Here is a 23,413-nt window from a genome sequence, read left to right as displayed (position 1 = left end):
GCCGAAAGGACCTGCCATGCCCTCCCCCTCCCCCTCCTCGTCTTTGCCTCCCTCTCCCCCTTCGTCTTCGTCTTCGGGACTGCGTATACGGCCGTTCCGGGCGGTGCGGTACGCGCGGGCCGCCGCCGGGGACCTGTCGCGGGTGGTCTGTCCGCCCTACGACGACCAGCGCCCCGCCCACGCGCTGGCGCTGCGCCGCCGACCGCACCACCTGGCCCGGCTGCTCTACTCGGCCCGCCCGGAGGAGGCGTCCCGGCAGCTCGCGCGCTGGCTCGAACGGGGCGTGCTGATACGGGACGCGCGGCCCGCGCTCTACGTCTACGAGCAGCGCGCGGACGGGGAACTGCTCCAGCGCGGGGTGATCGGCGAACTGGACCTCACGCCGCCGGTCGCGGGGAGCGTGCCGATCCTGCCGCACGAGGGGGTACGGGAACATGTCGTGGACCGGCGGACGGCGCATCTCGCCGGGCTGCGGGCGCAGTTGGAGCAGCTGCTGCTGGGATATCGGGCGCCCGGTCCCCCGCCGACGGAGATCCTGGAACGGGTGACGGCGGGGCCGCCGCTGGCGACCGCGCGGGACGGTGGGCTGACCCATGCGCTGTGGGCGTGCACGGACCCGGCGGATCAGGCCCTCGTCGCCGCGCACCCGGCCCGGGGCCGTGCGCTGATCGCCGACGGGCACCACCGGTACGCGGCCTGTCTGCGGCTCGCGGCACGGCAGCCGCACGGCCCGTGGGGCCGGACTCTGGCGCTCCTCGTCGACCAGGAGACACATCCGCTGCGGCTGTCGGCGGTGCACCGGGTGGTTCCGGCGCTGGACGCGGAGAAGGCGGTCGCGGCGGCGGCGGAGGTGGCCCGGGTGCGGGCACTGCCCGGCGGGCCCCGGCCGCCCGGAGCGGGGGAGATCGTCCTCGCCGGGGGCGGCGGCGCCTGGAGCGTCACCGAGCCCCGGCCCCGGGCACTGACCCGCGCCCTCTCCGGCCACCCGGCCGCCTGGCGCGCGCTGCCGACGGCCGTCGCGGACCACCTCCTCCTGGAGCTGGCCTGGTCGGTACCGGACCTGCCGGGCGCGGTCCACCACGTCCACGACGCCCGCCTGGCGACCGGCTCGGTGGCGGCCCCGGGGAACGGGGTCGCGGTGCTGCTCCCCACCATGGACGAGCCGACGGTGCGGACCCTGGCCGAGACGGGGGTGCTGCTGCCGCGCAAGTCGACCTCGTTCGGCCCGAAGCCGGTCGCGGGCCTGGTGCTCCGCCTGCCGGAGCCGGTTCCGGTGCCGTCACGGACACGGGGCGGTGCGTCGGCGGGCTGACCCTCAGTCGAGGCTCTGCGGCAACCGGGTCCGGCTCATCGCGCTCTGAACCGGACCCCGCCCTGGGCCCGCCGGTTTCCCGTACCGGTGGGCCCGTTCACCGCTCCCGTCCGGTCCCGGCCCCCCCACTGACCGCGATCCCCGGCGAGCAGGCCGGCAGCGTCCCGACCAGCCCGGCGAGAATCTCGTACGAGGGCGAACGCCGCCGCTTCACCGGCCGTGGTTCCCGAACGTGTTCCGCCGCTCGTTGTCGGCGCGCATCCGCTTCCGGAGACCGACGAGCGCGGACGAGTCCCCGTAGTTCTCAGCGTTCCCGTCCTCGCGCCGCCGGGGCTCCTTGAGCGTGCAGCGCGGGTCCGGGCAGGCGCACGGGGGGTACGCGATCGGATTGAGCGCCAGGAATCCGCCGCGCGGGAAGGGGGCGGAGGAAGGGGGCTGACACATGGTCGGTCTCCGGGGTGGGGGGCGGCTGAGAGCACGGAACCGCCGACGGCGGGGGCTCACCGGGCCGGGTCGAGGCACCATCGTCGGCCACCCTCGCGGACGTATATCGCTGATTCTCAGGACAGTTGGGACGCCTCCCACTAGGGTCGAAGAAAGCCCAAAAGGTCATGCCAAGGGGTTGACGTGAACGAGGCTCTTCGCTCTGCCATGGGCGACGCGGGTCTGTCCCCCCGCCAGCTCGCGCACCGGGTGGGCGTCTCCACCAAACAGGTGGAGAGATGGGTGGGCGATGCTGATCTGACACCGCACGCAAGGAACCGGGCGGACGCCTGCCGGGCATTGGGAGTGGACGAAGAGATGTTGTGGCCGAAGGCTGTACAGGAGCGTGTGAAGACCGGCGGCGACCGGGAGATCGTCCAGAGCTACCCGTATCGATCGGCGTGTCCGTCCACGGTGTGGGCCGAGTTGGTCGCGTCGGCACGGACGGACATCTTTCTCGCGGGCTACACCGGCTATTTCCTCTGGACGCAGGTGCCGCACTTCGCGGAGACGGTCCGGAGGAAGGCCGAGTCGGGCTGCCGCGTCCGTTTCCTCGTCGGGGACCCGGATGGGACGGTCACCCGGCAGCGGGAGGAGATCGAGGACGTCGCCCTCACCGTGTCGGCCCGGATCAGGACCACGCTGGAACAGTTGACGCGGCTCGGTCCGGTGGCGGGTGTGGAGGCCCGGATGTCCTCCCCCCGGGACGCCACCAGCCATGTGGGCCTGTCCGTCTTCCGGTTCGACGGCGAGGCCCTCGTGACGCCCCATCTCGCCCGGCTCGTGGGCCATGACTCGCCCCTGCTGCATCTGCGGCGGCACGGCGCGTCAGGCATGTTCGACCGGTTCGCCGAGCACGCCGAGGAGCTGTGGGGACGAGCGGAGCCCTGGAGCCCGACGGCCGGTGACTGACCGCGCGCGTCCTTCGTTCCGTTCCCGGAGCCCCGTTCCCGGAGCCCGGAGCCCGGAAACGGCCCATCATCCCTGAGAGGCAGGGGACATGCCCAGCGAGAAGACCTTCGCGAAGATCGCCGACCACTTCCGGGAGCGCATCCTCTCGGGAGAGCTGGCCCCCGGATCGAGACTCCCCACGAACCGGGAGATCAGCGGCCAGTGGCAGGTGGCGGCGGCCACCGTCTCCCGCGCGCTCCAGGCCCTCCAGGTGGAGCACTTCATCCGCACCACCCCTCGCGGCACCTATGTGAGCGACGACCCCCGCTGGACACTCTCCGCACGCGACCGGCTCGCCCGGGTGCAGCGGGTGAAGTCCTTCCTCGCCGAGGGCGAGACCAGCCGGGTGACCGCCGCCGAACTGGTCGTCCCGCCGCTGTACGTGGCGGAGATCTTCGATCTCGACCCGGGCGACCAGGTGGTGCGCCGTGAATGGCTGGCCGGACGGGGGCGCACCCGGACGGTCTTCGCGGTGACCTGGTACCCGGCCCCGTTCGCCGTCCTCGTCCCGGAACTGCTGAGCACCGCCCCCGGCAAGAACCACGGCATCACCGCGCGGGTCCTGGAGGCCACCGGCCGGAGGATCACCCACGCCCGCGACGACATACACGCCCGGGAGGCCGACGCCCGCGAGGCGGGCGCGCTGGGGCTCCCCGTCGGATCGCCGATCTTCGCCGGGGCGCACCGGTGGTCCGACACCGAAGGGGTCGTGGAGTACGGCGAGTGGTGCCTGCCGCCCCGCTTCACCATCGGATACGAGTACCAGCCCTGAGTCCGCCCGCACGCACGCCTGACCGAGGGCACCGCCCGCTCAAGGGCATCCGTGACCGGTCGACGGTCACTGCTCCGGCGGGGTCCAGCCCTGCGCGCGGAGGACCGAGGCGATGTCCGGAGCGCGGTAGTGGGGTCCCTTGAGGACCTTGCCGTCAGGGCGGCGGACGGGGGTGTGGTCCGGGCCGAGCTTGGACATGTTGGCGCGGTGGACCTCGGCGAGGACCTCGTCGAGGTCGATGCCGTGGACCAGGGCGGTGCCGTACGCGATGTAGACGACATCGGCCAGTTCCTGGGCGAGGTGGTCGAGCGGGCCGGTCACCGCGACCTCCGAGACCTCGGCGAACTCCTCCGCGAGGAGGTCCTGGCGGTGGGCCGCCAGCTCGGGCGGGATCTCGGCCGGGGCCCGGCGGGCGTCCAGGCCGAAGGCGTGGTGGAACTGCTGGACCAGGGCGGCGGGCGACTGTCGCATCCGTCCGAGGGTACGGGCTCCCGCGCGAAAGCCCGTACCCGCGATCACGGCCTGCGGCCCGGACGGCTGAACGCATCCGTGGTCACGGCGCACGGCCCCACCGGCGGGACACACCGCGATCACCCGCGGACGCGTCAGGGACGGCGGCGCGCGCCGGAGTGGCGGACGAAGGTCAGGCCGATGGCGATCAGCGCGAGGCTGAGCAGCGCCGCGCTGAGGGTGTGGCCGCCGGTCGCGGAGAGCATGTGGTCGGCCTCGCCGCCGCCCGGGGCGGCCCGGTCGGCCGAGGCCCCACCCCGGTCGGTGCCGCTCCGGTCGCTCCGGCCGGTGCCGCCGCGGCCCTCGTCACGGCCGGTGTCACCGGAACCGACGGCCCTCGTACCGGTCCCGCCGCCGGTGAACTCGGCCTGGCGGAGCATGATCCCGCCCGCTCGGCCCGTGCCGCCGACCGTGAGCCGGTCCAGCTTCGCCGGGTCGACCCCCCGGAAACGCTTCAGCGGCACCCGGACCGTACTGATCTGGAAGCCCGCCGGGCGCTCGCCCCGCGCCACGTTCGCCAGCGCCGGATCGCTCGCGGGCAGATCGACGCTCGCGGTGCGGCCGGCCGTGTCCCGCAGGGTCAGCCGGACGGGGGTCCCCGGGGAGTCCTCGCCGGTGGCGCCGAAGGGCATCAGATGCAGGGCCAGCCCCTCGGGCACATGCCGCAGCCGCATCGGGACACTCACGGCGCCGTTCTTCCGCCAGCGGACCTGGAGGAGGTTGGTGGTCGAGCGCACCAGCCCCATCGTGGTCTCGTCGCAGCTGCCGGGCCGCCGTGTCGGGTCCTGCGGATGGTAGTGGCGGCAGGCACGCGCCGTGGCGTCGCCGGAGGCCGTCCAGGTCTTCCGGGCCCGGCCCGGCGCTGTTCCCGCCTGCGGCAGGGCGAGCACGGACTCCCGCCGCGCGGACGGCGTCCCCGCGATCAGCCAGCGCGCCGGGACGCCCCCGAACGTACGGGGCACGGCGGCCCGGACATCGTCCAGCGCGGCGATCCCCGTGCTCCGGCGCGGGCCGCCGGTGTGGTCGAGCCAGGCCCCGAGGGTCCGCGTCAGCAGCCGCTCGTGCTCGCGCGCGCCCGGACAGCCGTTCCCGCAGCCCATGCGGTCGTCCGCGCGGGCGGCGGACAGCACCCGGTTGAAGTAGTTGTGGCCGAAGCCCCTGACAGTGACCGCCCCGGCGGGCGCGGCGCGGCGCTGCCCGAGGTGATCGGAGAGGTAGACGCTCCCGGCGGGCCCGGTGTCCTCGTCGTCGGAGCCGATCACCGTCAGCCAGGGGATGTCGGCGGGCGGCGCGCTCATCGGCCCGTACGGGTCCTCCGCCGAGTCCTCCAGCGCGGGCGCCAGCAGATACTGGCTGTGGATACGAGTCGGCCCGGACGCCCAGCGCCGGGCGATCGGCTCGGCGGCGTACCCCGAGCGGGAGTGGGTCACGAACGCGGCGGTCCGCAGATCCACCCGGCCGCGCAGATCCGTCCCGAAGCTCCGCTCCCCCCGTTCCACCGCGCCGGCGAGCGCGTCCCGTTGCCGCCCGAAGATCTTGAGGACGGCCTCGACCTGGTCGTACGCGCCCTTGACCTCGTGCCCCACCCACACCGGGCCGAGGTCCGGGATCAGCGCGGTGTACCCCTTGCGGGCCAGCGACTCGGCCAGGTACCGCCAGCCCCGGTCATAGCGGACCTCCGTACTGCCCGCCGGGCACGGGTACGCGAACGTACCGCCGTCGGCGATGTCCCCCGTCGAACAGTTGCCGGAGCGCAGATGACTCAGCAGCACCAGCTTCGTCGCCCGGCCGCTCGCGGGGAGGACGAGCTGGCCGCGGACGGGGGCGCGGAAGCCGCCGCGCCCGGGCAGCGCCGTGTCCCCGAGGTCGAAGTCGACGGCGACGAAGCCCTCGCCCCGGGTGACGGTGGTCGCGGCACGGCGCCGGTCCACCGGGGAACGCGGCCCCTCCGCTTCCGCCCCGTCCAACAGCCCCTCGTCCGACTGCTCCTCGTCCGGCTCCGGCTGCCCGGCGCCCTCCGCTTCCTTCGCCCGCTGCCCGGCGGGGCCCACCGGGGACACGGGGTCCACCGGCGGTACGGACGGCGGCATCGCAGACCGGTCCTGCGGGTCCGGCAGCGCGGACGACCACGCCAGATCCGGAACGGATGGTTCCGACACCGGCCCCCCAGTTCCGGATCCGGTTCCGCTTCCGGCTCCGTTTCGGGTCGCGCCCACGGCGCCGTCCGGCGCGCCCGGCGTGTCCACGGCGGCGTCCGGTACCGCGCCCGACGGGCGCGCCGTATCCGAAGCGGGCGGCAGCACCACACCCGGCCGCCGCTCCCGCTCGGGCTCACCGGCCGCGACAGCCGGAGCCACCCCGCCGATCACCGCCCATGACACCGTCAACGACACCGCCACCGCCAGCGACACCGCGCGCAGCGACCGCGCACGCGGGGTACGCCGCCGTCTCCCCGGCTCCGCGCCTCCCGGCACCGTCACCGACATCCGTCCACCCTCCCTGGACCCACTGTGCCCGGCCCTCCCCAGGGCGAACCGCGCAGCACGACGGCCCGCCGAGGGGCGTCGAGCCCTTCCGCTGTTCCTGAAGATGCGGAATGTTCTGGCCCGGTTGTTCACGAACCCTCGGTAATTCCACAAATCGGACCCATACGCCGGTGTCCGGCACCCCCGCCCGGGGGTGCGCCGGGGGTACCCCGTCCGCCCCGTGCCCCGGCCCCTCGCCTCGCTCCGACCCAAGCACCCCCAGAACCCCCGGGGGCACTTTTCATCCATCCGCCCGTCCGCTTCACCCTTCCGCCCCGCGCGGCGCGCGCGGGGCGCCCCGTTCACCAACTCTGAGGAGCGACAGCCTCCCTCCGTGAGAAAAGAGCACACCCATGGCTGTGCCGTCGTCCCCCCGGCCCTCCGACCGCACCCCGGCCCCGCCGCCGAACCACCGGATATCCCGCACCGGCCGCGCGACCCGCGCCTGCCGGATATCCGCCCTGGCCCTCACCGCGACGGCGCTCGCCACCGGTCCCGCCCTCGCTTCCGCCGCCCCGGCCGCCACGCCCTCCGGCCGGATGAAGCCGACCGTCGTCCTGGTGCACGGCGCCTTCGCCGACGCCTCCGGCTGGAGCTCCGTCGTGGAACGCCTCCAGCACCGCGGCTTCAACGTGGTCGCCCCCGCCAACCCGCTGCGCGGCCTCACCAGCGACGGCGCCTATATCGCCAGCGTGCTCAAGAGCATCGAGGGCCCCATCGTGCTCGCGGGCCACTCCTACGGCGGCGCGGTCATCACCGAGGCGGCGGCCGGGAACCCCAACGTCAAAGCCCTCGTCTATGTCTCCGCGTTCATGCCGGACAAGGGCGAGACCCTGGGACAGCTCTCCATGAAGTTCACTGGCAGCGAGCTCCAGCCCGCGCTGCGCCCCGTCGAGTACACCGACGGCACCACCAAGGGGCAGGACCTGTACATCAAGAACGACATGTTCCACAGCGTCTTCGCCGCCGATCTGGCCGAGGCCGAGACCAAGGTGATGGCCGTGGAACAGCGGCCCATCGCGGCGGCGTGCTTCGAGCAGAAGGCGACCAAGGCCGCATGGCGGGACATCCCCTCCTGGTTCGTCGTCGCCAAGAAAGACAAGGCCATCGCGCCCGACCTGGAACGCTTCGAGGCGAAGCGGGCCAAGTCGCACACCGTCGAGGTCAACTCCTCGCATGTGGCGATGATGTCCCACCCGGACAAGGTGACCGAGATCCTCCAGAACGCCGCGGACGGCACCACCGGACGGGCCGAACTGGCGCGGACCGGAGCGCGGACCCAGGCCCTCACGGGCGTCGGCAGCGCAGCGGGCGCGGCCCTGCTCGCGGGCACCGCCCTGGTCCTGACCGTACGCAGGCGCACCCGCGCCGCCGCCCGTTCGCAGGACTGACGAGAACGGTGGAGCGGGCCACGGGCCCGGGGCGCGCACGGCCCCGGACCCGTGGCCGTGCCCGTGGCGGTGGCGGTGCCCGTGCCCATGCTCATGCTCATGGCGGTGCCCGTGGCGTTGGCGGTGACGGTGCCCGTATCCGTGGCCGTGTCCGGACCGCACACGGCCACCCGGCGTCTCAGCCATCCCGGTGGCGGCCGATGAAGTCCAGCACCGCCCCGTTCAGCGCCGACGGATTCTCCTCGTGCATCAGATGCGAGGCCCGCAGGATGTCCACCCGTTCCGTGTTCGGCAGCAACTCCGCCAGCCGGTCCACCAACCGGTGCAGCACCCGCGCACTGTGCACCCCCGTCGCCAGCAGCACGGGGATGCGGAGCGCCCGCACCTCCTCGGGGTCCACCGCCGGGAACCCGGCCCGGAACAGCCCCGCCTTCAGCGCCGACAGGTTCTCCCGCATCTGCGGAACACGCTCCCGCGCCACCCCCGCGTACGCCTTCGCGTCCAGCACCCCGCGGAGGAAGATCCGCATCCCCTTGTCGTCCCGGCCCTCCCGGAACGCCCGTCCGGCGGGCAGCACCGTCCCCGTCCGGAACCGCAGCAGATCCAGCAGCACGGCCGGACGGCCCGCGAGCAGCCGCAGCTCGGCCACGCGCGGCGGATCGCTGAGGTAAAGCGGCACCACCGGGGGCTCCTCCAGGACGAGAGTCCGTACCGCGCCGGGGCGGCGCATCGCCGCCAGCAGACAGATGAACGCGCCCCAGGAGTTCCCCACCAGATGCGCGGGCGCCGCCCCCACCCGGTCGAGGAAGGCGAGCAGATCGCCGACGTGCGGCCCCATGGGGTTGAGGGTGCCGGGCAGGATGTCCGCGTTGGGACGGGCGTACCGCCTGCTGTAGCTGATGGCCCGGTACGCGGCTCCCACGGCGGGGAGCTGCCGCTCCCAGGTCCGCAGATCGCTCAGATCCCCGTGGACGAAGACCACCGGCTCGCCCCGCCCGATCTCCCGGTACGTCAGCGACACCCCGTTGACCTCGACGGTCCTCAGCTCCTCCGGCTCCGGAAAGGCATCCCCGGGTGCGCTCACAGCCGCAGCCCCAGCACATCCACGGCGTTGCGGTCCAAGATCTGCCGGATCTGCTCCCCGGGGAGCCCCGCGTGCTCGATGTACGCGACGGCCGTACGGAACAGGTCCCCGTCCTCGTACGGGAAGTCCGTGCCGAGCACGATCCGGTCCGCGCCGAACGTCTCCACGGCGGCCAGCAGCGCGGGGGTGTGGCCGTGGCCCACGCTGTCGTACCAGAGCCGGCGGGCGGCGGCGCTCGGCAGCTCCGGGGTGTCCGGTGCCTCCCAGCCCACCTGGTGGTCCGCCCGCAGTGCCAGCATCGGCAGGGCTCCACCCAGGTGCGACGCGATGATCCGCATCCCCGGGTAGCGGCTGGGGACGCCCGCGAGGATCAACTGCATGATCGCGACGGTGTCCTCGATGGGTGCCCCGATCGACCAGGTCAGCCGGTGCTCGGAGATCAGCGGTGAACCGGCGCCGCACCCCGCCGGATGCACATAGAGCACCGCCTCCCGCCGGTCCAGCTCCGCGAAGACCGGCTCGTAGGCCGGATCGGCGGCCGACCGCCCCAGGACCGATGTGGTGGTCGCGACCCCCACCATGCCGAGCTGGTCCAGCACCCGGGCCAGCTCCTCCAGGGCCGCGTCGGTGTGCGGGAAGGGCAGCGAACCGAAGGCGAGGAAGCGGTCCGGCCAGCGCCGCACGGCCTCGGCGTACTGGTCGTTGACGAACCGTGCCGCCCGGACCGCCTGCGCGGGGTCGGCGAAGTGCGGCGACTGCGGTGGCGCCGAGATCACCTGATGGGTCACCCCCGCCGAGTCCATCAGCTCGAACCGTGCCTCGATCTCCCGGTCGCCGAGCCCGGCGCCCAGCCCGCGCTGAACGGCGGTGTCCGTCTTCCCGTAGCCCTCCAGCAGATCCAGGTACTCGTCGGTCCAGACATGGGCGTGGACATCGATCCTCACCGGCCGGTCCTCCTCTCGCGTCCGGCACCGCGGCCCCGCGCACACACCGGGCCGCTCCCGCCAGGCAACATCGCGCCGTCCGACAGCACCCCGTCGGCCCGTCCGGCACCGCGCGCCTGCTCCTTTCCCGGGGGCCGGGCCGCTGTAACGGTGGCTCACCCGTCCCCCGCGCCTGCGGTCCGCACCGGGGTGGTACGCGGCACGGATGGCGTAGCCGCGGATGCGAAGCCATGCCTCTGCTCCTTGACTGGGGGTTCCGGTGTCCGCACCGGTCGCGGTAGCGATACCCGTGCGGGTCCCGGCATCGGCATCGCTGACGGTCAGCGGGACGAAACGGGTGTGGAAGAAGGAGGCGGCGGACGTGAGTGGTCGGTGGTGGCAGCGGGGGACGGTCGCGGCCGGTCTCGCGGTGGCCCTCGGAGTGGGCACGGCGGGCTGTTCCAACGGGGGCACCAGCCCCGCCGAGGTGGCCTCCAAGGCCGCGTCCGCCGGAGCCAAGGTGACAGCCGCCGCCTCGTCCGCGGTCGCCGAGGCGTCCCGCGCGGTGGAGTCCGCCGGGGCGAAGGTGACCGGTGCCGCCTCCCAGGCCGCGTCGGCGGTGGCCTCGGCGACCGCGGCGGCGGACAAGAAGCTCCAGGAGATCAAGGGCGGCGTCAACGCCAAGGGCGAGGTGACCCTGGGCAAGCCCGTGACCGCGGGCGACGGCCGCACCTCCGTGGAGGTGACCGCCCGCAACACCACCGACGCATCGAAATCCTTCGCCGTGCAGATCAACTTCCGGGACAGTGGGGGGAATCTGCTGGACGCCTCCGTCGTCGACATCTCGGATGTGGCCGCCGGCAAATCCGGGCAGGCCACCGCGCTCAGCAACCGCAAGCTGACGGGCGCCGTCACAGCGGAGGTGGGAGCGGCGGTCCGCTACTGACGGCTCGCAGGTGCGCCGGCGAACCTCCCCGCGTGCCGTTCCGACTCCGAGTCCGGTTTTGGCTCCGGCTCCGGCGACGCCATGGGCAAGGACGGCGGCACCAGGGCCAAGCGCAAGAGCAAGAGCACCGAGAAGGCCGCCGAGACCGCCATGGGCCCGATCCAGGTCGCCGACGAGCCGCAGCGGGTCGCGGTCCTCGACACCGCCGAACCGGACTCCGCCGTCCCTCTCGGTCTCACCCCGCTGGGCGCGATCCCCCGCCCGGGACCACCGGCACGGTGCGCATCCGGCGCGCGTGCCCGCACCGGACATGCCCCGCGCGCTACTCCCCATCGGACTGCACCGCGCTCAGCAGCCGCACCCGCGCCGCCCACCGGGCCGGGCCGAGCGAGGCCAGGACTCCGATGGCCGTGGCGGCGACGAAGCACAGCGCCAGCCACCCCCAAGGGACGATCAGCGGCGCACCCTCCTGACCGACGACGGCCGCCGCGCCGACCAGGGTCCCCGCGAAGACCCCGAGTCCCGTGCCGAGCAGCGATATCAGCACCGACTCACGGCGGACGACCGAGGCGACGCCCCTGCGGTCGAAGCCGATGACCCGCAGCAGACCGATCTCACGGACCCGCTCCCTCACCGCCATCGCCATCGTGTTGACCACCCCCAGGGCCCCGATCAGCACCGCGAGACTCAGCAGCGCATGGACGACGTCCAGGAAGGGTTCGACGGGACGGGCCGCCTCCCGTCCGGCGTCCGCGCGGTCCTGCACCAGCAGGGCCGGGTTGTCGAGTGCCGTGCCGATCCGTTCACGCAGCCCCGCCACCCCGCCCGAGGAGCCGGGACCGGCGGCGATCACGATCTCGGCGGGCTCCGCCGCGGTCAGCGCGGCCGAGGCCACCAGGGCCGGGGAGAAGACCTCCGGCCCGTCGTAGAGCGCGACGACCGTCAGCGTCTGCGGCCCGGGTGTCCCCGCCGCGGTCCTGGACATCCCGTCGAACACCCCGGTCACCCGGGTACCCAGCGTCCAGCCCCGCTCCCGGGCCTCCGTCCGCGTCACGGCGATACCCCGCTCACCCAGGCGGTCCAGCGACCCCCGGTGGACCGTGAGACCCGCCGCCCGCGCCACCGCCGCCGGGTCGACACCCGTCACCGACAGCCAGTCGCCGCCGGACAGTTCCAGTTCCCCGGGTACCCGGGGGGTGACCGCGGCCACCCCCGGCACCCGCGCGACCCGCTCCGCGGTGCCGTCGGCAATCCGCCCATAGGTGACGGGGACCACCCGCAGATCTCCGCTCATCGCCGCCCGCGCCTCCGCGTCGGCTGTCGCCCGCAGCGCCGCCGCGCCCATCGTGGCCGCCGCCACCAGCGAGAGCCCGGTCATCAGGGACGCCGCCGTGGCCGCCGTACGCCGGGGGTTGCGGCACATGTTCTCGGCCGCGAGCCTGCCCCGGACACCGAGCCGGGGCCCCGCGACCGTACGGACCAACCGGACCAGCGCCAGCGCGCACAGCGGGGTGAGCAGGATCAGCCCCAGCAGCAGCACCGCCCCGCCGCATGTGAGCAGCCCCAGATCCGCCGTGTCCGTCGCGGCGGCCAGCAGCAGACCACCCAGCACCGTCACGGCCGCACCCGCGAGCGAACGGCGGCGCAGCGAGGCGGGCGGCTGCGGCAATCCGGTGCGCAGCGCGGCCACCGGGGAGACGGAAGCGGCCCGGCGGGCGGGGACATACGCGGACACCACGGCGACCACGACGCCGACCCCGACAGAGACCAATGGCGGCATGAGCCCCGTGAGCCGCGGCCCGCCGCCGGTACCGGCCCCGAAGAAACGGTCGAGCGGCACCGCCGCCGCCATCCCCAGCAGATGCCCGAGCAGGGCGGCGGCACCACCCACGAGCACTGCCTCCGTCAGTACCAGTCGGGTGAGGTATCCGCGCGTCGCCCCGACCGCGCGCAGCAGGGCGTGCTCCCGGGCACGGGCGGCGCTGAGCATGGTGAACGCGTTGGCCACGAGAAAACCGGCTGTCAGCAGGACCACCGCGGCGAAGGAGAGCAGCAGCCCGGTGATCTTCTCCAGGGCGGCGGAGACCTCGGCCTCGGTCTCCGCGTCGAGGGTGGCCCGGTCGACGGCCTCAAGACCCGCCGGGAGCAACGCCGCTGCCTGCCCCGCGAGGTCGGAGTCCGGGACCCCGGGGCGGGCGGTGAGGGAGAGTGCGGTGTACGCGTCGGGCGCGGGCGCGAACCAGCGCCGTGCGGAGGCGGTGTCGAAGAGCGTGAGCGTACCGCCGGAGAGCAGCCGGGGGTCGTCGGAGGTGAACACACCGGTCACCACACCGGTCCGTGTCTCACCGGCCACGACGAACCGGACCCGGTCGCCGGCTCCGTACCCGGTGGACACGGCGGTGGCGCGGTCGAGGGCCAGCTCACCCGGGGCGCGCGGGGCGCGGCCCGTCACCATCGGATGGCGGGGGTCCGCACCGTCCGGGCCGGGTACGGCGTTGGTCCCGGTCGTCTTCTCCCGCGCCCCGACCAGCTCCCCACCGGGGCCGACCACGAACGCGACCCCCTCCGCCGCCCCCCGGACACCCGCCGCCCCCGGCAGCGCCCGCAGCCGCTCCGCGAGCCGGATGTCCAGAGCGGGCTCCGCCGAACGGCTCGCCCCCGGGTCCGGGCGGACCACCACGGACGCGTCGGGCTGCGCGCCCCGCAGCCCCTGGCGGAGGTCGGCGCGCACGGACTCCGCGTGGATCAGCGAACCGGAGGTGAAGGCCACGCCCAGCACAACAGCGAAGGCGGGCAGGAGAAAGCGGATCGTGTGGGTGCGCAGGGAGCGCAGGGCAGTGCGGATCATGGGGCCTTCACCACGGGAATGGGCAGGGACACGGACAGGGGAACGGGACAGGAGCAGGGACTGAGAGGGAGCCCGGAAGAGACAGGCAGGTGAGTGCGGGCCGGCCGTCGGCACGGGGCGACGGGGTCCGCTGAGTTCTCAGACTCGCGGAGGGAACGGCCCCGGCGGATCGGCCGGACAGCCGAATGACGAGCGGGACATCGGTCGGCCGAACGGCCGAGGCGGGGCCCCGGCCCGGTCCGTAACGTGAATGGACGTGATCCCAGAATTCCGATCCCGGCCCCGGCATGAGCAGCTCGCCCTCATCCTCGCGAGCTGCGGCGTCCTCTCGTTGCTCATCATCGAGGGCTCCGCCACCGGCTGGGCACCGACAGTGGTGGCGACCGTGCTCACAGGGGCGCTGTGCATGACGGCCCTGGTCGTGCTGCCTCGCCGCTTCCCGCTGGTGGCCGGGGTGGCGGTGGCCGCCTCGTTCACCCTGACCGTGGTGACCCTGACCCTGACGCACCGGCCGGTACTGACACCGGGCCTGGTGGAACAGTGCGCCCTGCTGCTGATCGTCACCCGCGGGGTGCGACTGCTCTCCCCGCTCCGCGCGATCGCCCTCGCGATACCGACCGGTCTGACGGCGGGACTGCTGCCGCTGCGCCTGGCGGAGTCCGAGTGGGGACTCGCCACCGAATTCCTGGGGTACGGAGCCCTCTTCGGGCTCACGCTCGCCTGCCTCCTCGGTGCCTATCTCCGGCTGCTGGACTCCGTCCGTGCCCGTGAGCGGGAGGCCGACCGTACGGCGCAGCGCCTGGAGTACGCGCGGGAGCTGCACGACTTCGTCGCGCACCACATCACCGCGATCGTCGCGCAGTCGAAAGCAGTGCGGTTCACGATGGCCGCCGGGCAGACCCCGACGCCGGACGAGCTGGACGCCCTGCTGGGGCGGATCGAGGAGGCCGGTTCGCAGGCCATGGACTCGATGCGCGGCATGGTCTCCGTCCTCCGCGACCCCGCGATACCGGCGGCCACCCGCCCCGGCGACGATCTGTCCGGTTTGCGGGAGCTGACCGGCCCGTTCGAGGGGACCGGGACCCGGGTGGAACTGGCCGTCGACCCACGGCTCCCTGGACGGGTGCTGCCGCCGGGCATGGGGGGCACCGTCCAGCGGGTGGTCCGGGAGGCCCTGACGAATGTCCGGAAGCACGCGGCCGGCGCGACCCGGGTCACGGTCGATGTCCGCCTGCACGAAGGACCCATGAGCGACGAGGGGAGAACGGTCGATGCTGGCGACGGGGGCAGTGACGGGACAGCAGGCAGCGCCGGAAGGACGATCGGCGGCGGGGATGGGGACGGTGGCGAGGTGCGGGTGACCGTCGTCGACGACGGGCGGTCCCGGAACCGCCCGGGGAGCGGCTCCGGGACCGGTTTCGGACTGCTCGGTCTGCGTGAACGGGTCGAGACCATGGGCGGCACCCTCACCGCCGGGCCCTCCCCGGCCCTGGACGGCTGGGAGGTCAGCGCCCGGCTGCCGCTTCCGCCCTCCTTCGCCCCAGGGGCCGCGGACACCACGGACACGGATACCACGGACACGGGCGACCGCCACCAAGGGGAGCCGGCGCGTCCGTCGGGACCGGATACAGCGGACCCCGGCGACGAGCTGCGACCATGGACGCCATGACCATCATCCGGGTACTGATCGCGGACGACCAGGAGATGGTGCGGGGTGCCTTCCGCATGATCCTCGACTCCCAGCCGGACATGGAGGTCGTCGCCGAGGCCGCCGACGGCGCCACCGCCGTCGAACTGGCCCGGTCGCTTCGGCCCGACGTCTGTCTGCTGGACATCCGGATGCCGGAGCTGGACGGCCTGGAGGCGACCCGGCTGCTCGCGGGGCCCGCAGTGCCGCAGCCGTTCAAGGTGATCGTGGCGACCACGTTCGACCTGGACGAGTACGTCTACCGGGCGCTGCGCAACGGGGCCTGCGGTTTTCTCCTCAAGGACGGATCACCCACGCTGCTCACCGAGGCGGTACGCGCGGCAGCGGCGGGCGGCTCGCTGATCTCGCCCACGATCACCGTTCGTCTGCTGCGGCACATGGCGTCCCCCGAACCGGACCGGAACGGCCGCCCCGCCGCGGAGCACCGAGCGCCCGCCCGGTTGTCGGAGCCGCTGACCGAGCGGGAGCTGGATGTCATCCGCCGGGTCGCCCGGGGGCGGACCAACGAGGAGGTCGCGGCGGAGCTGTACGTCACGTTGTCGACCGTGAAGACCCATCTGGGGAATGTGCAGCGCAAGCTCTCGGCGCGGAACCGGGTCGAGATCGCCGCCTGGGCCTGGGAGAACGGCCTTGTCTGAACCGACTCCCTCGACCCCGCGCCGCCCGGCCGCCCCACGCCACCGGCCACCGGCCACCGGACCGGACAACCGTCGGACCGGGCAGCCGTCGGACCCGGGCAGCCGTCGGACCCGGGCGCCGGGGACGGGCGGTCGGTGTGCCTGGGCGCCAGGGAAGGACGGTTGCCGGTTCAGGGGTGGCCGAGGAGTTGGCTGCCCGCCGCCAGGGGGTTGCGCGCGGTGAAGAACTCGGTGAATCCGCCGACGAATTCCGCCTCGGTGATCCTTCCGTCACCGTCGCGGTCGAGCTGGCGGAAGCCGTGGGTCACCTCGGCGGGGTGGAGCCGGGCGCCGAAGAGGACGCGATACTCGTCCACCTCCATAAAGCCGCTGCGGCCGGTGTCGGCGGCGTGGAAGACCGCTCGCAGCGCGACCTGGAGTCCGTCCTCCAGATGGCGGGAGTCGCGGTCGCAGGCGTCGAGGGTCGCCGCGATGAACTCCTCGCGGTCGATGCGCCCGTCGCCGTCCGTGGCCATGGTCCGGCGCAACTGTCCCCACCAGACATCGAATCCGGCGTGTACGCGGGCCTCGCCCTCCTCGTCGAGGTCGAGCTGCCAGCAGACGTTGTGCGCCATGGCCCGCAGATCGGGCGCGCCGATGAAGCCGTCGCCGGTCTGGTCAAGGACCTCGCTGAAGAAGCGGTCCAGCTTGGGCGGGCGGGCGTCGTGCCGGGAGAAGCGGGGGCGCGGTGGTCCGGCGTGCCGGGGGCCCCGGGCCGCGCCGTTCCCCGTACCCGGCAGGGTGCGGTAGCGCCAGCGGTCGGGGAGCAGGGGCGCTGTCCGGCGCGCGGCCCGGTGCAGCAGTCGGGAGAGGAGCCGTTGGGCGCGGGTCGGTGCGAGGCGGAAGCGTTCGCGGTACGCGGGAGGGAGATCGGCGACGGTGAGCGAGGTCAGCACGGCGGCGATCAGGCGCCGTGCCAGCGGCCAGACCGGGGTGAGCAGCCGGGCCCGGTGCGGACGCGGCGCCTCGCGGAGCATGTCGTACAGCAGATGGCGGACCTCGGGGCCGAACTCCAGCCGGGTGCGGATGACGGTGTCCATATAGGCGGGTACATCGGCGGCCGATGCCGGGAGGCTGCCCGGTTCCACTCCGAACTCGGCTATGACGGAGCGGAATTCGCCGTACATCCGCTCCTGTTCCTCCGGCCCGGCGGGGTCGCCGGAGAGCGCGCGCAGGGCGATGACGGACTCATAGAGGGTGATCAGCACCCAGGCCCGGGTCCCGGGGTCCTGGGCGGAGTAGGTCCGGCCGCCGCGGTCGACGCCGTGGATGCGGCGGTGGGCCCGGTCGAGCCGGGCGACTTCGGTCCGCAGGGTGTCCCGGTCCATGTGGACGAGGCGACGGCCGCTGGTGAGGGTGTGCTCGATTCTGCGCCAGGGGTGGGCCCGGTAGGTGGAGTGCTCGTTCGTGCCCGCCGCGACGACCGGATGGGAGACCTGGAGCACCAGCAGCCGCCAGGCCACAAGGACCATACGGGCCTCTCCCAGATGGCGGCGGAGCAGCGGGGCGAATCCGGGAAGGGCGGTGTGGTCCACGGATGGACTCCTCTGGGTGCGCGGGTTCTCGGTGATCAGCGATCAGCGGCGTACTCAGCGGCCTCAGCGGCGTACTCAGCGACACACCCGGTCTGCTCCCCCCGGACTGCCGGGAAACTCGTGGTGATTAAGTCATATAGGCGTACTCCGGGGCGCGGCTTCGGGCCGGGAAGGCCGTCGGCCGCGCCCCGGTGGTCAGCCTGGGTCCCAGCCGTCACCGGGGTCGCCGCTGCCACCGATGCTCAGGGTGATCGTGGAGTCCAGCGAGCCGGTGATCCGGGTGATGCCGGGGGTGCCGGTGCCCTCGGTGCCCCGGGTGGTACCTGTGGTCCGGGTGGGCTTCAGCAGCGGCGTGTAGGTGATCGTGATCATCTCAATCCTCGTTTCGGTTCGGTCGATGGGTCGGTTGTGCGCCCATGGCGGGTCGCCCGCAGGCGGCGGGGACCGTGCGCAGGGGCGGACGCATGGTGGGACAGATGGTCAGGCGGACGGCGGACGGACCGGCGCGGAACGGGGCGCTCCGGACCGGCAGTACCGGTTCAGGGCAGCCCGAACAAGTGGACCGGACGGGTCGGACCGGCCGATCCGATGGGGTGTCGTGCCCGCCGTTCCCCCAGGAGTCGCAGAGATCCGGGGTGGTCACCGATGTGCCGGGGCGAGGCAGGCGGAGAACTCCGCGGAGCCGGGCCGGGCACAGTGGTCCGCCGGAAGGACGGAAGGAGGAGAGGGCGAGGAGGAGGTGCCCCGGAGGGGCCCGGCGGGGTGAAGCGCGCGGCTGTGTCCCGGGAGAGAGGCCCGCGGGGAAGCGCCGGGCGGCTCACCAGGAGGTGGTGGCGTCTGCCTTTCCGTTCGTCATGGAAGGGATCGTGGCAAAGCCGTAGGGGATGCGCAAGGAGGTTTACGACGTGATCGAGAACATGGGAAGGGCCGGTTCCGGGGGGTTCGTCAGGGCCCTCTCCGGGTCCGCCGCGTCAGGACCGCTCCACGCGGAAGTATCTGTTCCGCTTGCGGTGATGGACCGTCGGCGAGCCTCCAACCGTCGCACACAGGAAGCGAGGAACGGATGTTCGGTCAATTCCCTGACCGCGCGCGGACTTACGGCGCACTCCCGTGGGACTTCCGGCGGACTTCCGGCGCACTTCCGACGACCCATTACCGGACTACTCCCGGGGACACGGCGGGAACTCTGGACGGACGGACCGCTTCCGGAGAAACTGTGCCCCATCACGGCGCACCGCGCAGAGCGTCCTCATCGATGAGAGGAGCGTCGGGCGGACCATGTTGTGCGAACCAGGGGAAAATATCGCCGACTTAGCCACGGCGGCGGCTTTTCCCCTGCCCAGGACCCCGTCCCGGCTCCCCGGCACCCCCGGGAGTCCAGGCCGGACCGGCCTCAGGCGCCGCATACCGGACCGTGCTCTGTCCGCGGCATATGCGTCGGCGATAAACGGCACCGGCACCGAACCGGCCGTACCGATGCGCCCGTTCCCGGGGTTTCTTCCCGTCGCCCGGGAAACGGTCCACAAAAACGTACCGGCGGAATTCCCTCGGCTGGAATTCGAAGCACGGAGACGGACCGCGGACAGAGCCGTGCACACGACCGTGCACACGGCCGAGGGCAGAGCCGCGGACAGAGCCGTGGAGGCGGCCGGCGGGCGGATACCCGTACCGGCACAGCGGCGGACACCGGCGCGGGCGCGGGGACGAATGGGGTGACCGGTCCCTGTGGGCCGCACCGGCCCCAGGGTTCCTCGAACGCCGGACACCCACGAGGGGAGGTCCGGCAGACGCACGGCAAGGGGGATCTCCATGCGACAGCCATCGACGATCACGGGCGCCCGGGACGGGTCCGCCCCGGGCGGACCCCGCTCCGGTCCCGGCTCCGGGGGCCAGCCGCCCTCCCGCCGGGTCCGGCGGCTGGCGCCGCCCGCCATCGACCGGTTCACCGCCGCCGGGGCGGGCGCCGCGATCGACCTCGCGCACGGGCACTGCGACTGGGACGACGACCACGGCGGTCACACCGTCCCCACGGGCGAGAACACCGGCACCGACATCGGCGAGGCGCCCGGCGGCGCCCCTCATGGCCCGGTCGGCGGGGACGTGCTCCTCGACCCCGACCCGCCGGTGAACGGCGACGGGTCCCCGGCGGCGCCCGACGGACCGTTCGCGCTGCGCTCCGCCGTGGCCCGTGTCCTCGGCACCCGGCTGGGCACCACCGTGGACCCGGAGACCGAGGTCACCCTCTCCCAGGGCACCGCCCAAGCGCTCTACGCGGCACTGCTGGTGCTGGTCGACCCCGGTGACGAGGTGATCGTGTTCGAGCCCTACCACGAGGGCTTCCTCCACGCCGTCGAGCTGGCCGGGGCACGGGTCCGGCTGGTCCGGCTGCACCCGCCGGACTGGGAGTACGACGAACGCGAACTGCGGGCCGCCTTCACCCCCCGCGCCCGCGCGATCATCGTCAACTCCCCCCACAACCCCACCGGCCGGGTGCTCGGGCCCGCCGAGATGCGGACGCTGACCGAGCTGTGCGCCGAGCATCGCGTCGGCATCGTCAGCGACGAGGCGTACGCGGCCATGGTCTACGCGGGGGAACACTGTTCGCCCTGGCAGTTCCCCGCGGGCCGGGGACGGACCGTGGTCATCGGCAGCCTCTCCCTCAGCCATCGAACGGCGGGCCGCAGCGTCGGCTGGACGGCGGCCCCGGCCCCGCTCACCGACCGGCTGCGGCTGGCCCAGCAGACGATCTCCCGATGCGCGGCGGACCCGCTCACCACCGGTCAGGCCGCGGCGCTGGCCCGCGCCGACTTCTCGCCCGCGTACCACGCGCGGCTGCGCGAGGAGTTACGCCGCAAGCGCGATCTGCTGGTGGGTGCCCTCAATGACGCCGGGCTGCCGACCTCGTCACCGCAGGGCGCGATCTTCGCCTTCTCCGGCACCCTGGGACGCGACAGCGAACGGCTGACGCAGGCGTTGCTCCAGGACCTCTCCCTGGCCGCCGTTCCCGGTACGTGCTTCTTCGCCGGGACCCATCGGGGGAGCGGGATGATCCGCTTCTGTTTCGCCCGGCGGGACGCGACGCTGGCGGCGGCGGTGACGGGGCTGCCGCTGCTGCGGTCCGGCGGGATACGGGTCTGACGCGCGTCCGCCACGGATTCCGCACGGGGACGAGGAGGGGCCCGGGCACCACGGATGCCCGGGCCCTTCCGGACCCGCGCCTTCCGGACCAGCACCTCCCGGACTGTCGCCCTCCGAGCCGTCGCCCTCCGGACCGGCACCTCCCGGACCGTCGTCCTCCGGACCGGTCGGATCACGCCCCCTCCAGCCTCTCCGGTCCCTCCAGACCCTCCAGATCCTCCGGACCACGGCCTTCCCGACCGGCGCCGAGAACACGGAAGAAGCCGGAACCAATCCGTCCATTTCTCCCTCCTCACCCATGTGAACACCGCGAAGCTGCGCCCCCTGGGCCTGGTGGCGACCGCCGCCGCCGTCACCCTGACCCTCACCGCGGCGACGGCCCCCGCCGCGACCGCCGGGCCGAAGCCGACGCCCGCACAGAAAACAGCACAGAAGACGGCGCAGAAGACGGCGGCGACCGCCCCCGCCGTGCTGACCGGCTACAAGCTGGCCCCGGGCCTGCTGCGGATCACGGGCGGCCGGACCGCGGGCAACCCCTCGCAGTTCCACGGCGTCCTCGGCATACCCCGGGGCAAGGGCCCGCACCCGGTCGTGGTGGTCCTCCACGGCACCCACCACAACTGCGTCGCCCCGGGCAACCCGTACATCGCCAAGAAGCCTGTGAAGACCACCTGGCCCCTGGTCTGCGCGAAGCCCGGCGTCCCCGTCAAGGGCTCCCTCGGCCCCGACTATCTGCGCCAGAACGTGGGCCAGTCCTACCTCGTCGAGGAGCTGACCCGGAAGGGCTTCGCCGCGGTCGCCATCGACGTCGTGTCCCCCGAGATCTGGTGGGGCGGCGAGACCGAGCCCGCGAAGGGCTACACCGACCTCGTCAACGCCCATCTGAAGCTGCTCGCCGACCTCGACCGGGGCAAGAACCACGGGCTCAGGATCAATGCCAAGGGCCGCATCGACACCTCACGGGTGGGTCTCGTCGGCCACAGCAGGGGCGGCGGCCATGTCCTCTCCCCCGCCGCCGCCCGGCGCGCGGGGCTCTTCGGCACGGTCGCCATCCAGCCCGCCGAGAACGCCGAGCCCGCCCCGCACAAGGTGCCCGTCCTCAACATCCGGGGCGCCTGCGACGAGGACACCTCGCCGACCGCGGGCCTGGACACGATGAAGCAGCTCGCCAGGGCGGGCACCACCAGGGTCGCCGCCGATGTCCTGCTCGCGGGCACCGGGCACCGGATGCTCAACACCAATCTGTCCGCGACCGACCCGGGCGGCGCCATCGGCACATGCGAGCGCGCCCAGGTCGCGTCCCCCTCGGCGGCCCGCGCCCAGACCGCCCAGCTCACGGCCGACTTCCTCGCCCAGGCCCTGAAGAAGGCCCCCGCCTACCGCCTCCCGGCGCTCAAGGGCCTCGCCCCGAAGGCGGTCAACCTCCGCAAGGGCGGCCCGGCCGTCACGCTCCGCCCCGCCACGGCCACCCCGTACACCGAGCCCCACCACATCCCGCTGACCTCTTCGGAACAGCGCGTCCTGCCCGCCATCCCGAAGAACCTGAAGGTGAGCAAGGAGCCGGACGCCGGGATCTGAGACCGGGGGCAGGACGTCGGCGGGCTCGGCCGCCCCCCGCGCGGCACCGCGCGGGGCGAGGCCCGGCCGCCCCCGCGCGGCACCGGGCGAGGCTCAGCCGTCCCCTCCCGGCGGCGCGGGGGCGAGGGTCAGCAGGCCGCAGCCGTACGCCTTGGACGGTCCGATGCCGCCGAGGAGCCGGGCGGCCAGCAGCTCCGGATCGGTGACCCGCAGCAGCCCCTCGTAGGTGGCGCTGTGGAAGGTCACCTGCGTCCCCCGGCGGCCCTTGCTGAACGTGTGCCGCTGCCGGGCGGTGATCCGGACCTCGCGCACGGGGTCCCGTGCCCCGACGGAATCCGGCCCTCCGTCACCTCCAGAAGCCCCGTCACCTCCCGAAGCCCCGTCGAGCCCCGAAGCCGCGTCGAGCCCCGAAGCCGCGTCGAGCCCCGGTGCGGCCGGGTCCGTGCGCGAGGGCGGCACCGCGAAGCCCCAGCCGTCCGTCCGGCGCAGAAACCAGTTGAGCTGATGCGCGGCCGTACGGTGCGCCAGCCGGAAGCCGCGCGGGCGCTCGCCCTCCACCCGTTCCGCGATCCGCTTCTCCTGGGCGGAGGTCGGCCGGACGGGCGTGGCGGTGGTCTGCACGGGGTTGGCGGTCAGCCGGAACGCGTACTCCTGTCCCACGGCGAGCCGTTCGATGAGCGGCGCGCAGTCGCGGATGACGGCGTGCTCGCCGTCCGCGTCCGGCCAGCCCGCTCGTTCGACGACATGGGACCAGTCGGGACGGCCGGGGGTCAGGACATAGAGCTGCGGCCGGTGCGGATCGTCCGCGTCCAGCCGCCACAGCACCCGGGGCGCCCCCTTCGCCTGCTCACCCTCCGTCCCCTCAGAAACACCGGGCACGCCGGGCACGCCGGGGACGCCGGGCATGCCGGGAGCACCGGCCCCGCCCGGGACACCGCCCAGGACGGCCCCGTGCATGGCACGGGGGCTGGCCAGCAGTTTGCGGCTCTCCGCCCGGAGCGGATTGATACGGATACGGGAGAGATAGCTCAT

18 protein-coding genes are annotated in these 23,413 nt (G+C 73.6%); 9 read left to right on the top strand and 9 right to left on the bottom strand.

Annotated elements, in window-relative coordinates; all coding sequences use genetic code 11:
- The first annotated feature begins 16 nt into the window (after window positions 1-16).
- Window positions 17-1,312, top strand: coding sequence for a DUF1015 domain-containing protein (locus CRV15_RS14895; RefSeq protein ID WP_003961008.1), 1,296 nt, complete (start codon window positions 17-19; stop codon window positions 1,310-1,312).
- Window positions 1,313-1,522: 210 nt separating this feature from the next.
- Here CRV15_RS14895 and CRV15_RS14890 read toward each other — a convergent pair whose 3' ends face one another.
- Entirely contained in the window at window positions 1,523-1,756 is a 234-nt protein-coding gene (locus CRV15_RS14890; RefSeq protein ID WP_003956898.1) for a hypothetical protein, read from the bottom strand.
- Window positions 1,757-1,939: 183 nt separating this feature from the next.
- Between CRV15_RS14890 and CRV15_RS14885 the strand changes: the two genes are divergently transcribed.
- Both CRV15_RS14885 and CRV15_RS14880 read left to right on the top strand, forming a co-directional pair.
- Window positions 1,940-2,707, top strand: a complete 768-nt coding sequence (locus tag CRV15_RS14885) for a helix-turn-helix domain-containing protein (RefSeq protein WP_003956896.1) — start codon at window positions 1,940-1,942, stop codon at window positions 2,705-2,707.
- Between the two features lie 88 nt (window positions 2,708-2,795).
- Window positions 2,796-3,518, top strand: coding sequence for a GntR family transcriptional regulator (locus CRV15_RS14880; RefSeq protein WP_003956895.1), 723 nt, complete (start codon window positions 2,796-2,798; stop codon window positions 3,516-3,518).
- 66 nt (window positions 3,519-3,584) lie between these two features.
- On the opposite strand, the gene CRV15_RS14875 is transcribed toward CRV15_RS14880, so the two are convergent.
- Together CRV15_RS14875 and CRV15_RS14870 are read right to left on the bottom strand one after the other, a co-directional pair.
- Entirely contained in the window at window positions 3,585-3,989 is a 405-nt protein-coding gene (locus CRV15_RS14875; RefSeq protein ID WP_009996710.1) for a pyrophosphohydrolase domain-containing protein, read from the bottom strand.
- A gap of 134 nt (window positions 3,990-4,123) precedes the next feature.
- Complete coding sequence (locus tag CRV15_RS14870; RefSeq protein ID WP_129555058.1) at window positions 4,124-6,187, bottom strand: alpha/beta hydrolase; 2,064 nt, start codon at window positions 6,185-6,187, stop codon at window positions 4,124-4,126.
- A gap of 719 nt (window positions 6,188-6,906) precedes the next feature.
- Here CRV15_RS14870 and CRV15_RS14865 point away from each other — a divergent pair.
- Window positions 6,907-7,944, top strand: coding sequence for an alpha/beta fold hydrolase (locus CRV15_RS14865; RefSeq protein WP_009996715.1), 1,038 nt, complete (start codon window positions 6,907-6,909; stop codon window positions 7,942-7,944).
- Between the two features lie 178 nt (window positions 7,945-8,122).
- On the opposite strand, the gene CRV15_RS14860 is transcribed toward CRV15_RS14865, so the two are convergent.
- Both CRV15_RS14860 and CRV15_RS14855 read right to left on the bottom strand, forming a co-directional pair.
- Window positions 8,123-9,028 carry an alpha/beta fold hydrolase gene (locus CRV15_RS14860; protein WP_003956891.1) on the bottom strand — a complete coding sequence of 302 codons (906 nt, stop codon included), beginning with the start codon at window positions 9,026-9,028 and terminating at the stop codon, window positions 8,123-8,125.
- Window positions 9,025-9,972 carry an amidohydrolase family protein gene (locus CRV15_RS14855; protein WP_009996716.1) on the bottom strand — a complete coding sequence of 316 codons (948 nt, stop codon included), beginning with the start codon at window positions 9,970-9,972 and terminating at the stop codon, window positions 9,025-9,027. Before CRV15_RS14855 ends, CRV15_RS14860 begins: the two co-directional genes overlap by 4 nt.
- A 337-nt stretch (window positions 9,973-10,309) precedes the next feature.
- Between CRV15_RS14855 and CRV15_RS14850 the strand changes: the two genes are divergently transcribed.
- Entirely contained in the window at window positions 10,310-10,897 is a 588-nt protein-coding gene (locus CRV15_RS14850; RefSeq protein WP_009996717.1) for a hypothetical protein, read from the top strand.
- Between the two features lie 322 nt (window positions 10,898-11,219).
- On the opposite strand, the gene CRV15_RS14845 is transcribed toward CRV15_RS14850, so the two are convergent.
- Window positions 11,220-13,745 (bottom strand): FtsX-like permease family protein, encoded by a 2,526-nt coding sequence (locus tag CRV15_RS14845; RefSeq protein ID WP_003956889.1) that lies wholly within the window; start codon window positions 13,743-13,745, stop codon window positions 11,220-11,222.
- Between the two features lie 250 nt (window positions 13,746-13,995).
- On the opposite strand from CRV15_RS14845, the gene CRV15_RS14840 reads away from it, so the two are divergent.
- Together CRV15_RS14840 and CRV15_RS14835 are read left to right on the top strand one after the other, a co-directional pair.
- Window positions 13,996-15,414 (top strand): sensor histidine kinase, encoded by a 1,419-nt coding sequence (locus CRV15_RS14840; RefSeq protein ID WP_003961016.1) that lies wholly within the window; start codon window positions 13,996-13,998, stop codon window positions 15,412-15,414.
- Complete coding sequence (locus CRV15_RS14835; RefSeq protein ID WP_009996721.1) at window positions 15,402-16,091, top strand: response regulator; 690 nt, start codon at window positions 15,402-15,404, stop codon at window positions 16,089-16,091. Before CRV15_RS14840 ends, CRV15_RS14835 begins: the two co-directional genes overlap by 13 nt.
- A gap of 170 nt (window positions 16,092-16,261) precedes the next feature.
- On the opposite strand, the gene CRV15_RS14830 is transcribed toward CRV15_RS14835, so the two are convergent.
- Both CRV15_RS14830 and CRV15_RS35935 read right to left on the bottom strand, forming a co-directional pair.
- Window positions 16,262-17,665: an oxygenase MpaB family protein gene (locus CRV15_RS14830; protein ID WP_003956886.1), complete on the bottom strand. Its 1,404-nt coding sequence runs from the start codon at window positions 17,663-17,665 to the stop codon at window positions 16,262-16,264.
- A 195-nt stretch (window positions 17,666-17,860) separates the two neighbouring features.
- Window positions 17,861-18,037: a hypothetical protein gene (locus tag CRV15_RS35935; protein WP_003956884.1), complete on the bottom strand. Its 177-nt coding sequence runs from the start codon at window positions 18,035-18,037 to the stop codon at window positions 17,861-17,863.
- 1,437 nt (window positions 18,038-19,474) lie between these two features.
- On the opposite strand from CRV15_RS35935, the gene CRV15_RS14825 reads away from it, so the two are divergent.
- Window positions 19,475-20,803 (top strand): pyridoxal phosphate-dependent aminotransferase, encoded by a 1,329-nt coding sequence (locus CRV15_RS14825; RefSeq protein WP_003961017.1) that lies wholly within the window; start codon window positions 19,475-19,477, stop codon window positions 20,801-20,803.
- A gap of 300 nt (window positions 20,804-21,103) precedes the next feature.
- Window positions 21,104-22,381: a dienelactone hydrolase family protein gene (locus CRV15_RS14820; RefSeq protein ID WP_009996723.1), complete on the top strand. Its 1,278-nt coding sequence runs from the start codon at window positions 21,104-21,106 to the stop codon at window positions 22,379-22,381.
- A 93-nt stretch (window positions 22,382-22,474) separates the two neighbouring features.
- On the opposite strand, the gene cas6e is transcribed toward CRV15_RS14820, so the two are convergent.
- On the bottom strand, window positions 22,475-23,413 hold the full coding sequence (gene cas6e / locus CRV15_RS14815) for a type I-E CRISPR-associated protein Cas6/Cse3/CasE (protein WP_003956879.1): 939 nt from the start codon (window positions 23,411-23,413) through the stop codon (window positions 22,475-22,477).

Origin of the sequence: Streptomyces clavuligerus, assembly GCF_005519465.1 — a bacterium.
Taxonomy (GTDB): domain Bacteria; phylum Actinomycetota; class Actinomycetes; order Streptomycetales; family Streptomycetaceae; genus Streptomyces; species Streptomyces clavuligerus.
This window is presented reverse-complemented; position numbering and strand designations above follow the sequence as displayed.